Here is a 15,607-nt window from a genome sequence, read left to right as displayed (position 1 = left end):
TCAACAGGAAGGTAATGCCATGACGGGTGTGACACTCTCGAGCGCCGATCTCGATCCTCGCCGCCGCCGGATTCTGTTCCGCTGCTGGCACCGGGGTATCCGGGAGATGGACCTGGTGTTCGGCCAGTTTGCCGAGAAGGAAATCGCTGTGTTGTCGGATGTCGAACTCGACGAGTTCGAAACCATCATGGCGGAGGAGGACAACGACCTGATGCGCTGGATCATGGGAACATGGCTGGTGCCAGAGCGTTTCCGGACACCGATGTTCGAGCGCCTTGCAGCCTACAAGCCTGATTTTGAACACCCCGCCGATGCCTTGTCCAGGAATGCAGAATGATCCCAGGTTTTGACGCGAAGAAGCTCGCAGCCGTTGCCGAGCCGCTGACGATCGGCAACGTGCCTGCAGGGCTCGAGCCCGTACTGCTTGCGGAGCTTGCGCGCGCCGGCGGGCCGGTCGCCTATGTGCTCTCCGACGGTCAGCGCATGGGGGATCTTGAGCAGATGCTCGGCTTCGTCGCGCCTGATATTCCGGTTCTGACCTTGCCGGCATGGGACTGTCTTCCATACGACCGCGTCTCGCCGAGCGCCGATACGTCCGCGCGCCGACTTGCCGCGCTGAGCGGTCTTATTGCCCACCACAGAAAGCCGCACGCGGCGATCGTGCTCGTCACCGTCAACGCGATGCTGCAGAAGGTGGCACCGCAGGATGTGATCGAAAGCCTGGCGTTTTCGGCGCGCCCCGGCAATCAAGTTCGCATGGACGATGTTGCCGGTCGGCTGGAGCGCAACGGCTTCGATCGTGTCGCGACGGTTCGCGAAGTCGGCGAATACGCGGTTCGCGGCGGTATCCTCGACGTCTTCGTGCCCGGTTCGGAAGAGCCGGTACGGCTCGACTTCTTCGGCGACACGCTGGAGAGCATCCGCAGCTTCGATCCGGCAAACCAGCGCACAATAGGACAGGTCCGCTCGCTCGATCTCAATCCGATGAGCGAGGTGACGCTGACGCCGGACACGATCAGCCGCTTCCGCAAGAATTACCTGTCAGCCTTTGGCGCGGCGACCCGGGACGACGCGCTTTACCTCGCCATCTCCGAAGGCCGTCGCTATCCCGGCATGGAGCATTGGCTGCCACTCTTCTATGAGAAGCTTGAGACCGTCTTCGACTATCTGAAGGGCTTCCGGCTGGTCGTCGATCACACGGTCCGCGAGGCTGGCGAAGAGCGCTCGAAGCTCGTTTTCGACTACTACGATGCCCGTCTGAACTCCGGCCAGCCTAGCAAGGGCCAGATGTCGCAGGGCACGCCCTACAAACCGGTTGTGCCCGGCCAGCTCTATCTCGACGGTAAGACCTTCGCCAGCACGCTCGATGCGTTCAATGCGGTGCGCATTTCGCCATTCAACGAGCATGAGGGCGAAGCGCGGCGCGTCGTCAACCTCGATGCGCGCCAGGGCGAGCGCTGGGCGAGATCGAATGCCGAGGGTGGAGGCAATGCCGAGCGCGTCAACGTCTTCGACGTGGTCGTCAAACATATCGCCGAGAGGCGCTCCAGCGGTGCGAAGGTGCTCATAACCGCCTGGACCGAAGGCTCGCTGGAGCGGTTGTTGCAGGTCCTAAACGAACATGGACTCGAGCGCGTCAAGCCGATTGCGGCGCTGAAGGACATTGCCAGCCTTGAAAAGGGCGAGGCGGCAGCGGCTGTGTATAGTCTTGAGTCCGGGTTCGAAGCCGGCAATCTCCTCGTTATTGGCGAGCAAGACATCCTCGGCGACCGTATGGTGCGCCGTTCCAAAAGGCGCAAGCGAGCCGCCGATTTCATCTCCGAGGTCGCCGGGCTTGACGAGGGCTCGGTCGTCGTGCACGCCGAACACGGAATCGGGCGTTTCATCGGTCTCAGAACCATCGAGGCAGCCGGGGCCGCGCATGCGTGCCTTGAATTGCAGTATGCCGACGATGCCAAGCTATTCCTGCCGGTCGAAAACATCGACCTGTTGTCGCGCTACGGCGGTGAGGGTACTGAGGCCCCGCTCGACAAGCTCGGCGGCGGCGCATGGCAGATGCGCAAGGCCAAGCTCAAGAAGCGGTTGCTCGATATGGCGGATGCACTGATCCGCATCGCAGCCGAACGCCTCACCCGGCATGCGCCCGTCCTGACGACTCCGGAAGGGCTCTACGACGAGTTTGCCGCCCGCTTCCCTTACGACGAGACGGAAGATCAGGATACCGCCATTGAGGCCGTGCGAAGCGATCTTGGCGCAGGGCGTCCGATGGATCGCCTCGTTTGCGGCGACGTCGGCTTCGGCAAGACGGAAGTAGCGCTTCGCGCGGCCTTCGTAGCTGCCATGAACGGCATTCAGGTCGCCGTGGTCGTACCGACGACGCTCCTGTCGCGCCAGCATTTCAAGACCTTCTCCGAGCGTTTTCGTGGGCTCCCGGTCCGAATCCAGCAGGCCTCGCGCCTCGTGGGCTCCAAGGAGCTGGCGCTGACAAAAAAGGAAGTCGCCGAAGGGAAGACTGACATCGTCGTCGGAACGCATGCCCTTCTCGGTGCAGGTATTCAGTTCGCCAATCTCGGGCTTCTGATCATCGACGAAGAGCAGCATTTCGGCGTCAAGCACAAGGAGCGCCTGAAGGAGCTGAAGAGCGACGTTCACGTTCTGACGCTTTCGGCAACGCCCATTCCTCGCACGTTGCAGTTGGCCATGACGGGCGTGCGGGAGCTGTCGCTGATCACCACACCGCCGGTCGACCGTATGGCGGTTCGCACCTTTATTTCGCCGTTCGATTCGCTTGTCATCCGCGAGACACTGATGCGCGAGCACTATCGCGGCGGTCAGAGTTTCTATGTCTGCCCGCGTCTTGCCGACCTTGAGGATGTGCATGCATTCCTTCGCTCCGATGTGCCGGAGCTGAAGGTCGCGGTGGCGCACGGGCAGATGCCGGCGGGCGAACTCGAAGACATCATGAATGCTTTCTATGAGGGCCGTTATGACGTTCTGCTATCGACCACGATCGTCGAATCCGGCCTCGATGTGCCGACCGCCAATACGCTGATCGTACACCGCGCCGATATGTTCGGGCTGGCGCAGCTCTACCAGTTGCGAGGCCGCGTGGGACGCTCGAAGGTGCGTGCCTTTGCGCTCTTCACGCTGCCGGTCAACAAGGTGCTGACGGCGACGGCCGAACGCCGGCTCAAGGTTCTGCAGTCGCTGGATACGCTCGGCGCCGGCTTCCAGCTGGCAAGCCACGATCTCGACATCCGCGGCGCCGGCAACCTGCTTGGCGAGGAACAGTCCGGGCACATCAAGGAAGTCGGTTTCGAACTCTATCAGCAGATGCTGGAGGAGGCGGTTGCCGAGGTGAAGGGCATTGACGAAATCCACGATACCGGCTGGTCGCCGCAGATTTCGGTCGGCGCGTCGGTTATGATTCCGGACGCTTACGTTCCCGACCTGCATCTGCGCATGGCACTCTACCGCCGCCTCGGGGAGATTACCGAACTGAAGGAGATCGACGCTTTCGGTGCCGAGATGATCGACCGGTTCGGCCCCATGCCGATCGAGGTTCAGCATCTCCTCAAGATCGTTTACGTGAAGTCGCTTTGCCGCATCGCCAATGTCGAGAAGCTGGATGCAGGCCCGAAGGGCGTCGTCATTACGTTCCGCAACAAGGAATTCCCGAACCCGGCAAATCTCGTGGGCTATATCGCCAAACAGGGCTCCATGGCCAAGATCCGCCCGGACCATAGCGTGTTCCTGACCCGCGATCTTCCGACGCCGGAAAAGCGGCTGCAAGGTGCAGCCGTCATCATGACGCAAATGGCGGAGATGGCGAAGCCGTAAGGCGGATCAGTTCATGGCGGAGCGGGCTACCACCTTCGCCTTGGCAATGTCGCGCAGCGCGTTCGCCAGCACGTCAGGTGTCTGGGCGCCGCTGACGGCATATTGCTGGTCGAAGATGAAGAACGGCACACCGTTGACGCCCATCTGTTGGGCGGCCTGGATTTCGGCTATCACAAGGTCTCGGTCGGCGTCGGATGCGAGCAGCGAGGCGATGACGGATCGGTTCAGCCCGGCCCTCTCCGCGATGTCGAGAAGCACGGCGTGATCGCCGACGTTGCGGCCTTCCTCGAAATTCGCCTTGAACAGCGCGTTGACGACGCGATCCTGCTTCTCGCGATCCTCGACCATCGCCCAATGGATCAGCCGATGCGCATCGAGCGTGTTCGGACCGATCTTGATGGCCTCGAAATCGAAGGCGATGCCGACCTCGCTACCTAGGTCGGTCAGCATCTTGTGGCCCTGGGCGACGCGTTCGGCCCCACCGAGCTTTTCCTCCAATGCCTTCTTCTGATCGACGCCTTCGGCGGGATAGTCGGGGTTGAGGCGATAGGGCCGCCAATTTATATCGACGCCGACCTCGTCCTGAACTTCGGCGATCGCCAGCTCCAGCCGGGCCTTGCCGAGGTAGCACCAAGGGCAGACGACGTCCGATACGACATCGACGACTATACGTTCCATTGGGGTTTCCTTTCCTCGGGCGTTTGCTTGGAGCCATCTAGGCCCTCAGGCTGAAGACTTCAACCAGGCAGGAAAAGAGAACTATCTATTGGGCGCTCTGATCCCACCATGCCGGCAGCTGGTAGCCGTAGAGCGGCACGGCATCGGGATGGCCGATGTGCTTGCTGCGCGCCACCCACTGCTTGTCGACATGATAGAGGGGTAGCACGTAGTGGCCGGAAAGCAGCATCCGATCGTGCGATCGTACGGCTGCGGTAAAGTCCTCCGCCGACCGCGCGGTCAGGATATGCTGAATCAGCGTATCGACGTCGGGATCGGCGACGCCGGCAAAATTGTCGGTACCCTCGCGATCCTTCGATGCGGACGACCAGCGGCCAAGCTGTTCAATGCCGGGAGACAGGGACGAGGTGTAGGATTTGACGATCACGTCGTAGTCGAAGCTGCTGGTGCGGCTCTGATATTGCGAATCGTCCACGGTACGGATCGAAGCCGTGATGCCAAGCTGGTTGAGCGAACGCTGATAGGAGACGGCAAGCTTCTCCTGGTCTGCGTTCTGGGTCATGATTTCGAAGGCAAGGGGCTTGCCGTTGGCATCGCCCATCTTGCTGTTCTTGATCGTGTATCCGGCCTCCTTGAGGAGCGCGACCGCCTGCTTCAGGACATTGCGGTCCCTGCCGGAGCCGTCCGTAACGGGCAGCTTGTAGGTCCCGTCCAGAATGGCCGGATCGATCCTGTCCTTGATCGGGCCGAGCAGCTTCAGCTCGCGGTCGTCTGCCGGAACGCCGAAACTCGACAGGTCGGAATTCTGCCAGAAGCTCTGGGTTCGTAAATAGGCGCTTGAGAAAAGGTTCTTATTCGCCCATTCGAAGTCGAAGATCAGCGACAGGCCTTCGCGCAGTTTTTGATTGGCGAAAACTGGTCGGCGCGTGTTGAAGACAAAGCCGAACATGCCGCTCGGCAGCTTCGGTTCGAAAGTGTCCTTGACGACGTTTCCGGATGAAACTGCTGGAAAATTGTATGCGTTCGCCCAATGGCCGGGGCTGCCGTCCGGATAAATGTCCACATCGCCCTTCTTGAAGGCCTCGAACAGCGTCGTATCCTGTAGGAAATACTGCACGGTGATCTGATCGTAGTTGTCCAATCCTACTTTGGCGGGAACATCTTTGGCCCAGTAATTCGGATTGCGTTCGAACGTGATGCTCTCGCCCGGCTTGAGCGACTTGATCTTGTAGGGGCCGGAGCCGATCGGCGGCACAAGCGTGGACCGATCGAACGTTTCGGGATCGATCGCATGTTTCGGCAGAATAGGCGTCGAGCCGGCCAAAATCAGCGGAAACTCCCGGTCTGCCTTTTCATTGAGTGTAAATCGAACACCGTGGTCGCCCACCTTTTCCATCTTGTCGACGGCGTTGAGGCGGTTGCTGAAGGGAACGCGTCCCTTTTCCTTGAGAATGTTAAACGAGAAGATGACGTCATCCGGTGTTACCGGTTCGCCGTCCGACCACCTGGCCGCAGGGTTCAAGTTAAACTGGATGTAGGTCCGGTCCTCGTCCCATTCGACAGACTCAGCAAGCAGCCCGTAGAGCGTAAAGGGTTCGTCGCGTGAGCGCAGCATCAGCGTCTCGTAGACGAAGTTGCCGTATTCCGGATCCCACATGCCGCGTGCTGTCGTGCGCATGCTTTTCAGAATGAAGGGATTGAGGCTGTCGAATGTGCCGACGACTCCATACGCGATCTTGCCGCCCTTTTTGACGTCGGGGTTGACGTAAGGAAGATGCTTGAAATCCGGGGGCAGGGCCGGCCCGCCGTGCATGGCGATACCGTGAACGGGCTCAGCAAGTGCTGCCCCGCAAAACAGGATGAAGACGATGGGCAGAACGATCCGGAGCATCCCTGAAATTCCTTCCGGCAGACAGCACGATTCGGCAAAACAGTAGCATGCAGCAGGCCCAATTCACCATCCGCAGCGATTTCTTTCAAGCGATTCCGAAAACGCCAAAGAAATGCTGGATATCTGCATCGACGCGATGTAACAGGGGAACCCGAAGTCGGGGGGTCATGCATTTGCCTTATTGTTTTAAGAGGTGAAGTGCAAACAACCCTGTTGGTGAGGATGGCATACCCGCTGTCCCAATGGGATACCAGGAGACGGAATTCGTTATGATGTTCAACTCTGAAAAGAAAACCCGGGCAGCCCTGTCCGTTCTGGCAGTGATGCTCGGCGCCGCAGCGGCTCCGGCGTCTTCTTTCGCTCAGGACGCTGAAGCAACAGCTCAGGCTGCCGGCGCTCCTCGCCTCGGTTGGTACAAGACCTGCAGCAAGCAGGAAGACAATGATGTCTGCGTCGTTCAGAACGTTGTCTTGGCCGGTGGCGGCCAGCTTGTCACGGGCGTTGGCCTCATCAGCGTTTCTGGCAAGATCAACAACAAGAGCCTGCAGGTTTCGGTCCCGCCGGCACGTCTGATCCCTCCGGGCATCATGATGCAGATCGATGGCGGCAAAGGCCAGAAGATCGATTACCTGATGTGCATGCCGGATCGCTGTGTTGCGCAGCTCCCGCTGACGGACGCGATGATCGCAAGCCTCAAGAAGGGCACCGATCTGGTTCTCACCTCGATCAACTTCCGCCGTGCGCCGAACCCGATCAAGATTTCCCTTGAAGGCTTTACCGGCGCGTTCGACGGCGAAGCGGTTTCCGCCTCCAAGCTTGCCGAGAGCCAGAAGAGCCTGCAGGACAGCATGCAGAAGAAGGCTGACGAAGCTCGCAAGAAGCTTGAGGACGCCCAGAAGGCTGCCAAGGCTCAGTAATTTCGATCTCGACGGAATTTATGGAACCCGGCCTTGCGTCGGGTTTTTTATTGGTTTGCAGGCAGAGAAAAGCCCCGCCTGCAAAGCATGCGCGCGGGGCTTAACAAACTGGACCGGCCATTAGTGGGTGAGGTTCATCTTGGGTTTGAACTGCCCCGTCGGTGCCATATCGAAAATCTGATAAACCTGCTCGTTGCGAAGCGGAACACCGCTTTCGTCGTTTACAAGGTTCTGCTCGGATACGTAGGCAACGTATTCATTCTCGTCATTTTCGGCGAGCAGGTGATAGAAGGGCTGGTCCTTGCTCGGGCGCACTTCGGCGGGGATGGAGTTCCACCATTCTTCCGTGTTCGCGAATTCCGGATCGACATCGAAGATGACGCCGCGAAACGGAAATACCTTGTGCCGAACCACTTCGCCGATACTGAACTTAGCTAGTCTTTCTTTCATGGTACGACTTCCTTTCATCACCTGATTTGGTGATTGGCCTCGCTCGAATCAAGATTTGTGCGAGATCTCGTCACATGAATGTCACATCAGCCGGCCGGCATAGGTGACATCGAGCAAGCAAGAAAGCCCCGGCCTTGGGACCGGGGCTCTTTGATTTTGCGTTATGCCGAGTAGTACATGTCGTACTCGACTGGGTGCGGCGTCATGTCGAACCGCATCACTTCGGTCATCTTCAGCTCGATGAACGAGTCGATCTGATCGTCATCGAAAACACCGCCGGCGGTGAGGAATTTTCGATCCTTGTCGAGGCTTTCGAGTGCCTCGCGCAGCGAGCCGCAGACCGTCGGGATCTTCTTCAGTTCCTTCGGCGGCAGATCATAGAGATCCTTGTCCATGGCCTTGCCGGGATGGATCTTGTTTTTGATGCCGTCGAGGCCAGCCATCAGCATCGCTGCGAAGGCGAGGTAGGGGTTGGCCATCGGATCCGGGAAGCGGACTTCGACGCGCTTTGCCTTCGGGTTGGTGCCGAAGGGGATGCGGCATGAAGCCGAGCGGTTACGAGCCGAATAGGCGAGCAGCACGGGTGCTTCATAGCCCGGCACGAGACGCTTGTAGGAGTTCGTCGACGGGTTGGTGAATGCGTTCAGTGCCTTGGCATGCTTGATGATGCCGCCGATGTAGTAGAGGCACGATTCGGACAGGCCGGCGTACTCGTCGCCCGCGAAGGTCGGCTTTCCACCCTTCCAGATCGACTGGTGGACGTGCATGCCCGAGCCGTTGTCGCCGAAGATCGGCTTCGGCATGAAGGTTGCCGTCTTGCCATAGGCATTGGCGACCTGGTGCACCACGTATTTGTAGATCTGCATCTTGTCGGCGTTGCGGACGAGAGTGTCGAACTTGATGCCGAGTTCGTGCTGGGCGGCAGCCACTTCGTGGTGGTGCTTTTCGACGACGACGCCCATTTCAGACAGGACCGTCAGCATTTCCGAGCGCATGTCCTGGCAGCTGTCGATCGGCGGAACCGGGAAATAGCCGCCTTTGACGCGCGGACGGTGACCGAGGTTGCCGGTCTCGTATTCGGTGTCGTCGTTTGACGGCAGTTCGGTCGAGTCGAGCTTGAATCCGGTGTTGTAGGGGTCGGCCTTGTAGCGAACGTCGTCAAAGATGAAGAACTCGGCTTCGGGACCAACGAAGATGGTGTCGCCGATTCCCGATGCCTTGAGATAGGCTTCCGCCTTCTTCGCGGTGCCGCGCGGATCGCGGTTGTAGGCTTCGCCCGAGACCGGATCGAGAATATCGCAGAGAATGACCATGGTGGACTGCGCGAAGAACGGATCCATATGAACCGTTTCGGTGTCCGGCATCAGCACCATGTCGGATTCGTTGATGGCCTTCCAGCCGCCGATTGAAGAGCCATCGAACATCACGCCATCGGCGAACATGTCTTCATCGACGCAGACGACATCCATCGTAACGTGCTGCAGCTTACCCTTGGGGTCGGTGAAGCGCAGGTCGACGAACTTGACATCGTTGTCTTTGATTTGCTTGAGAATTTCGCTTGCGGTCGCCATTAAATAGTTCCTTTATTTGAGATGACGATACGTTGGGCTAGATGGCATCCACGCCGGTTTCGCCGGTGCGGATACGAATAACCTCTTCGATATTGGATACAAAAATCTTGCCGTCGCCAATGCGGCCGGTTTGCGCGGCCTTGCGGATCGCATCGATGACGGCCTCAGCATTTTCGTCGGCGAGGACGACTTCCACCTTCACCTTGGGGAGGAAATCGACGACGTATTCCGCACCCCGGTACAGTTCCGTGTGGCCTTTCTGGCGACCGAAGCCCTTCGCTTCCGTGACTGTAATACCCTGCAGGCCAACTTCCTGAAGGGCTTCCTTCACTTCGTCGAGCTTGAAGGGCTTTATGATCGCTTCGATCTTTTTCATGAGAAAATGACTCTCCGCTTCTCCCGTTATAGCAGGTTTATACCCGCTCGCCGGTATGATGCAGTTATCGTGCCAGTTGGAAAGCGGAATCTTTGCGGAAATGGCCCGAAGATCCGGAAAAGTCTGTGATTTCGCGAGTTTTCCGCGCGTTTTCAGCCGGAAATGTTTAAAAGAAGTCGCGAGAAGCTTAAATTTCGACTGAATTCTTGAATATTCGCGTTGACTGAAAAAGAGTTGCATCACATCCGTCTGGGTTAAAAAATATGCAAACGACTAAATATTAGCCGCTTTGTTTTTCAGGGAAGTGGTTGTTATTTGGGCTGTTTCTGATTGAATGAGGGGATGACCGAACGCCTTTCCGCCCTTCTTCTTTCGCCTACCGAAATGGCTGCCGTCGATGCGGCTGCAGCCGCATCCGGCATCAGCAGTTTTGCCTTGATGCAGCGTGCCGGGGCGAGCGTGGCTGCCGCGCTTCTTCGCTACCATCCCGGCGCTTTTCGCGTGGTTGTTCTCTGCGGTCCTGGCAACAATGGTGGGGATGGCTATGTGGCGGCGCGTTGCCTGGCAGAGAGTGGCGTGCGTGTTGACGTCTTCCATCTGGGCGATCCCGCGAAGCTGAAAGGAGACGCGGCGCATGCGCGCGCGCTCTTGATGTCACCGACCCTGCCGATCGATGACTATCGCCCGAAGGCCGGAGATGTGGTAATTGACGCCCTGTTCGGGGCCGGCTTGACGCGTGAGGTGCCGCAGGCCGTTGCTATCCTTGCAGCGGGTGTGGCAGAGGCTGGAATACCGGTGCTTGCCGTGGATCTGCCTTCCGGTATCGACGGGCGTACGGGGAAGGTCCTAGGGGCCGCTTTTTCGGCCGAACTGACCATTACGTTCATGGCGCGGAAGCCCGGCCATCTACTGCTTCCCGGGCGGGAGCTTTGCGGCAAGGTGGAGGTGTTCGATATCGGCATACCGGAGCGGATGGTTCGCTCCAAAGCACGAAGAGAGATCGCCGAGAACGGCCCTTTCCACTGGGCGCACATGCTGCAGCCGCCGGGTGAGGAAACGCACAAATACAAACGCGGCCATTTGGTGGTGTTTTCCGGAGATGCCACAAAGACCGGAGCTGCGCGAATGTCGGCGATGGCCGGGCTGAAGGCGGGGGCCGGTCTTGTGACGATCGCCGCGCCGAACGAGGCCATGGCTGAAAATGCGACCCATCTGACCGCGGTTATGCTGCATGTCGTCGATAGCGACGCCGATCTTCTTCGCTGGCTGCAAGACGAACGGCTGCAGACCTTCGTTCTTGGGCCGGGCTTTGGAGCCGGTGCAAAGGTCCGCAGTTTCGTCGCGGCGCTGCGGCAGCGTCACCTTGTTCTGGATGCAGATGGGATCTCGTCGTTTCGCGACGATCCGACAGAGTTGTTCGCGCTCTTCGCGGAAGGGCAGACCCGGCTTGTCCTTACGCCGCATGAAGGCGAATTCCGCCGTCTCTTTCCCGATATTGCCGACGACGAGACGATGGGCAAGGTCGACAAGGCACAGGCGGCCGCGCGCCGCGCCAACGCCGCGATCGTCTACAAGGGCGCAGATAGCGTCATCGCTTCCCCGGACGGGCGCGCGCTCATCAATTCCAATGCGCCGGTCTGGCTTGCCACGGCCGGATCAGGCGACGTACTTGCCGGCATTATCGGAGCGCTGATTACACAGGGAACTCCGGCCTTCGAGGCGGCGGCGGCCGGTGTGTATCTGCATGGCGAAGCCGGAATGCGCGCGGGCAAGGGGCTTACGGCGGAGGACCTCGTATCCTGCGTGCTACCGCCCTGACGAAGGTGGCACCGAGATTTCTTCCTGCAAGGCGATCGCGCCGAACGGTGCGTTGACCTTACCTTCATGAATCATGAAGGCGAAGACATCGCGAGGCTCCTCGCTCACTCTCCTGGCGATGTCGATCAAAGGCAGGTCTCCAGGCACCTTGCCCTCGGCCCAGGTCTCGAGCCGCTTCGCCCAGGCAGAAAGGTCGCCGGGCGGATAGCAGGTTCTGATGTCGTCAGAACCCTTCTGCAGCCGCGCATAGACGAAATCCGCGGTGACGTCGGCAATCATCGGATAATCGAAATGCTCGGCGCAGACCGGCGCCACGCCATATTTCGCAAGCAAGCCCACGAACTCGGGGACCTTGAAGGAGTCGTGGCGCACCTCGACCACGTGCTTCAGAGGAAGACTGTCCTGTTTGCCCGGCAACAGCTTGAGAAAGGCCTCGAAATCATCCGGATCGAATTTCTTGGTTGGCGCGAATTGCCACAGGATCGGACCAAGATGAGGTCCGAGCTCGGTCAACCCCTGCATCAGGAAACGTTCCATCGATTCGCCGGCTTCCGCCAGCACGCGCCGGTTGGTCACGAAGCGGCTTGCCTTCAGCGAAAAAATGAAACCTTCCGGGACATCGGCTGCCCACTTCGCGAAGGTCTCCGGCTTCTGCGAACTGTAGTAGGTCCCGTTGATCTCGATGACCCTCAACTGGCGGCTCGCATAATGCAGCTCATCCTTCTGCTTCAGGGCGCTGGGATAAAAATGATTCCGCCACGCCTCGAAGGTCCAGCCGCCGATGCCGACCCGAATGTTGCCGGATTTTGTCATTGAGTTCCTCCTCCGATTGGTTCCGCGCCGCGATGTCATTCGCCGTATCGACAATATTCCATCCTGGCCCGTGAGGAGGCTTGCGGCGACCCGTTTCTTGAAAACCGAATGCGCGACAGTGCGCGACCTCCGTTCCATCCACACTTCGTCGCAACCATCCCTGCGCCATTGTCTTTAACTGCGGATACGAGCGGCACCCAAGGAGCTGTATGACACCTGTCCGTCAGCGCGCTTCCACCTTCGACACCTCACGTCAGCCTCAGCATCATTCCGCCGCCGCGACGGCCTTCCGTACCGGACGCCGTTCTAGCAGCTCTTTAAGGAACTGGCCGGTGTAGGAGCGCTTCTCCTTGATGATCGTCTCCGGCGTGCCGACCGCGACGATCTCGCCGCCCCCGTCACCCCCTTCCGGACCGAAGTCGAGGATCCAGTCGGCTGTCTTGATGACTTCGAGGTTGTGTTCGATTACCACCACTGAGTTGCCCTGGTTGACGAGTTCCTGAAGCATTTCCAGCAGCTTGGCCACGTCGTGGAAATGCAGGCCGGTCGTCGGTTCGTCCAGGATATAGAGCGTGCGGCCGGTCGAGCGCTTCGACAGCTCCTTGGCGAGCTTGACGCGCTGCGCCTCACCGCCCGAGAGGGTGTTTGCCTGCTGGCCGACCTTGATGTAGCCAAGTCCGACGTCCTTCAGGGCCTGCAGCTTGTCACGGACGGCCGGAACGGCAGCGAAGAAATCGACGCCCTCCTCGACCGTCATGTCGAGCACGTCGGCGATGGATTTCTGCTTGAAGGTTACATCCAGCGTTTCGCGGTTGTAGCGCTTGCCGTGGCACACATCACAGGTGACGTAGACATCCGGCAGGAAATGCATCTCGATCTTGATGACGCCGTCGCCCTGGCATGCCTCGCAGCGTCCGCCCTTGACGTTGAACGAGAAGCGGCCCGGCTGGTAGCCGCGTGCCTTTGCTTCCGGCAGACCGGCGAACCAATCACGGATCGGCGTGAAGGCACCCGTGTAGGTCGCCGGGTTGGAACGCGGCGTACGGCCGATCGGCGACTGGTCGATATCGATCACCTTGTCGATATGTTCGAAACCGTCGATGCGGTCGTGATCGGCCGGGTTTTCGCGGGCACCCATGACGCGGCGGGCGGCTGACTTGTAGAGCGTCTCGATCAGGAAAGTGGACTTGCCGCCACCTGAAACGCCAGTCACGGCAGTGAAGACCCCGAGCGGGATGGACGCGGTGACGTTTTTCAGGTTGTTGCCTCGGGCTCCGACCACCTTGATCTCTTTATTCTTCTTGGGCTTGCGCCGCTCGTCGGGAACCGGAACGCCGAGCTCGCCCGAGAGATATTTGCCGGTCAACGACTGCGGATTTGCCATGATGTCCTGTGGCGTACCGTGGGCGATCACTTGACCGCCATGGATGCCGGCCGCCGGGCCGATATCGACCACGTCGTCGGCCGTCAGGATCGCATCCTCGTCATGCTCGACAACGATGACAGTGTTGCCGATATCGCGTAGGTGCTTCAGCGTGTCGAGCAGCCGGGCATTGTCCCGCTGGTGCAAGCCGATCGAAGGCTCGTCGAGGACGTACAAGACGCCGGTCAGACCCGATCCAATCTGAGAGGCGAGGCGAATACGCTGGCTTTCGCCGCCCGACAGAGTGCCCGAATTGCGCGAGAGGCTGAGATAATCCAGGCCGACGTCGTTGAGGAAGCGCAAGCGTTCACGGATTTCCTTCAGAATACGCACGGCAATTTCGTTCTGCTTGGCCGTGAAGCTCTGCGGCAGCGTTTCGAACCAGTCACGCGCGACGCGGATCGACATCTGAGTGACCTGGCCGATATGCAGCGTATTGATCTTCACAGCCAAGGCTTCGGGCTTCAAGCGGAAGCCATTGCAGGCCGGGCAGGGTGCCGCCGACATGTAGCGTTCAATCTCCTCGCGAGCCCAGGCGGAGTCCGTCTCCTTCCAGCGGCGCTCGAGATTGGTAATGATGCCTTCGAAGTTCTTATGCGTCGTGTAGGAGCGCGCGCCGTCGGCGTAGTGAAACTCGATCTTCTCGTCCGTGCCGTTGAGAATGACATCCCGCGCGTTCTCGGAAAGATCGCTCCAGCGTGCTCCGAGCTTGAAGCCACAGTGCTTGCCGAGGGCTTCGAGTGTCTGATTGTAGTAGGGCGACGACGATTTGGCCCATGGCGCGATCGCGCCGTCGCGGAGCGTGCGCTCGGTTTCCGGCACGATCAGGTTCGCATCGATCTTTTGCTGCGCGCCAAGACCGTCGCAGGTCGGGCAGGCGCCGGCCGGGTTGTTGAACGAGAAGAGCCGCGGTTCGATTTCAGGTATGGTGAAGCCTGAGACCGGGCAGGCGAACTTTTCCGAGAACAGCACGCGCTCGTGGGTTTCGTTCAGCGACTTGTTGGCGGAGCCGCCGGCTGCGGTTTCCTCTGGTGGCAGCGGCTTGTCTGCGAATTCGGCAACGGCGAGGCCGTCGGCGAGCTTCAGCGACGTCTCAAGGCTGTCGGCGAGGCGCGCCGAGACGTCGGAACGCACGACGATGCGGTCGACCACGACATCGATGTCATGCTTGTACTTCTTGTCGAGGGTTGGGGCATCGGCGATTTCGTAGAACTGGCCGTCCACCTTGACGCGCTGGAAGCCCTTTTTCATGAGCTCCGCAAGTTCCTTCTTGTACTCGCCTTTGCGGCCGCGCACGAGCGGAGCAAGTATGTAGAGGCGTGTGCCTTCGCCGAAATCGAGGATGCGGTCTACCATCTGGCTGACCGTCTGGCTCTCGATCGGCAGGCCGGTTGCCGGCGAATAGGGAACGCCGACGCGCGCGAAAAGCAGCCGCATGTAGTCGTAGATTTCGGTCACGGTGCCGACCGTAGAGCGCGGATTGCGCGAGGTCGTCTTCTGCTCGATGGAAATTGCCGGCGACAACCCGTCGATCTGGTCGACGTCGGGCTTCTGCATCATCTCCAGGAATTGACGAGCATAGGCCGAAAGACTCTCGACGTAGCGGCGTTGTCCCTCCGCGTAGATGGTGTCGAAAGCAAGCGAGGACTTGCCCGAACCGGATAGCCCCGTCATGACGATCAGCTTGTTGCGCGGCAGATCTAGGTCAATGCCCTTCAGATTGTGCTCACGCGCGCCGCGGATGGAAATCGTCTTCAATTCGCTCATCGTCTTCTGCTTCTGTGCTGGAACAAGCCCCTTATTTAGTGATGCCGGCGGGCGAGTCGAGGC

The 15,607-nt window shown here is 59.6% G+C and carries 11 protein-coding genes; 4 read left to right on the top strand and 7 right to left on the bottom strand.

All coding sequences use genetic code 11. From position 1 onward, the window contains the following. Nucleotides 1–19: 19 nt before the first annotated feature. Together AC1D2R_RS04710 and mfd are read left to right on the top strand one after the other, a co-directional pair. Nucleotides 20–337: an FAD assembly factor SdhE gene (locus AC1D2R_RS04710; RefSeq protein WP_477965233.1), complete on the top strand. Its 318-nt coding sequence runs from the start codon at nucleotides 20–22 to the stop codon at nucleotides 335–337. Then, a complete protein-coding gene (gene mfd / locus AC1D2R_RS04705) occupies nucleotides 334–3,840 on the top strand; it encodes a transcription-repair coupling factor (RefSeq protein ID WP_477965231.1) in 3,507 nt (1,168 codons plus the stop codon). The genes AC1D2R_RS04710 and mfd overlap by 4 nt, the downstream gene beginning before the upstream one ends. Nucleotides 3,841–3,846: 6 nt before the next feature. Here the strand turns inward: mfd and AC1D2R_RS04700 are convergent, their stop codons facing one another. Together AC1D2R_RS04700 and AC1D2R_RS04695 are read right to left on the bottom strand one after the other, a co-directional pair. Further along, nucleotides 3,847–4,518 carry a DsbA family oxidoreductase gene (locus AC1D2R_RS04700; RefSeq protein ID WP_477965229.1) on the bottom strand — a complete coding sequence of 224 codons (672 nt, stop codon included), beginning with the start codon at nucleotides 4,516–4,518 and terminating at the stop codon, nucleotides 3,847–3,849. A gap of 85 nt (nucleotides 4,519–4,603) precedes the next feature. Further along, nucleotides 4,604–6,409, bottom strand: a complete 1,806-nt coding sequence (locus AC1D2R_RS04695) for an extracellular solute-binding protein (RefSeq protein ID WP_477965227.1) — start codon at nucleotides 6,407–6,409, stop codon at nucleotides 4,604–4,606. Between the two features lie 269 nt (nucleotides 6,410–6,678). Here AC1D2R_RS04695 and AC1D2R_RS04690 point away from each other — a divergent pair, with 269 nt between their 5' ends. Continuing rightward, on the top strand, nucleotides 6,679–7,326 hold the full coding sequence (locus tag AC1D2R_RS04690) for an invasion associated locus B family protein (protein WP_477965225.1): 648 nt from the start codon (nucleotides 6,679–6,681) through the stop codon (nucleotides 7,324–7,326). 120 nt (nucleotides 7,327–7,446) lie between these two features. On the opposite strand, the gene hspQ is transcribed toward AC1D2R_RS04690, so the two are convergent. The 3 genes from hspQ to AC1D2R_RS04675 form a co-directional block, all read right to left on the bottom strand. Next, nucleotides 7,447–7,776, bottom strand: coding sequence for a heat shock protein HspQ (gene hspQ, locus AC1D2R_RS04685; RefSeq protein WP_037061240.1), 330 nt, complete (start codon nucleotides 7,774–7,776; stop codon nucleotides 7,447–7,449). Between the two features lie 161 nt (nucleotides 7,777–7,937). After that, complete coding sequence (gene glnA / locus AC1D2R_RS04680) at nucleotides 7,938–9,347, bottom strand: type I glutamate--ammonia ligase (protein ID WP_477965223.1); 1,410 nt, start codon at nucleotides 9,345–9,347, stop codon at nucleotides 7,938–7,940. Between the two features lie 37 nt (nucleotides 9,348–9,384). Continuing rightward, nucleotides 9,385–9,723, bottom strand: coding sequence for a P-II family nitrogen regulator (locus tag AC1D2R_RS04675; protein ID WP_018900556.1), 339 nt, complete (start codon nucleotides 9,721–9,723; stop codon nucleotides 9,385–9,387). A gap of 342 nt (nucleotides 9,724–10,065) precedes the next feature. Here AC1D2R_RS04675 and AC1D2R_RS04670 point away from each other — a divergent pair, with 342 nt between their 5' ends. Further along, nucleotides 10,066–11,541, top strand: coding sequence for an NAD(P)H-hydrate dehydratase (locus tag AC1D2R_RS04670; RefSeq protein WP_477965221.1), 1,476 nt, complete (start codon nucleotides 10,066–10,068; stop codon nucleotides 11,539–11,541). Here the strand turns inward: AC1D2R_RS04670 and AC1D2R_RS04665 are convergent. Both AC1D2R_RS04665 and uvrA read right to left on the bottom strand, forming a co-directional pair. Then, entirely contained in the window at nucleotides 11,530–12,354 is an 825-nt protein-coding gene (locus AC1D2R_RS04665) for a DUF72 domain-containing protein (protein ID WP_477965219.1), read from the bottom strand. The two genes, AC1D2R_RS04670 and AC1D2R_RS04665, sit on opposite strands and share 12 nt — an antisense overlap. A 265-nt stretch (nucleotides 12,355–12,619) precedes the next feature. Beyond that, nucleotides 12,620–15,544, bottom strand: coding sequence for an excinuclease ABC subunit UvrA (gene uvrA / locus AC1D2R_RS04660; protein ID WP_477965217.1), 2,925 nt, complete (start codon nucleotides 15,542–15,544; stop codon nucleotides 12,620–12,622). Nucleotides 15,545–15,607: the final 63 nt, after the last annotated feature.

The sequence above is a fragment of the Rhizobium sp. P1_C7 genome, assembly GCF_056406295.1.
This window is presented reverse-complemented; position numbering and strand designations above follow the sequence as displayed.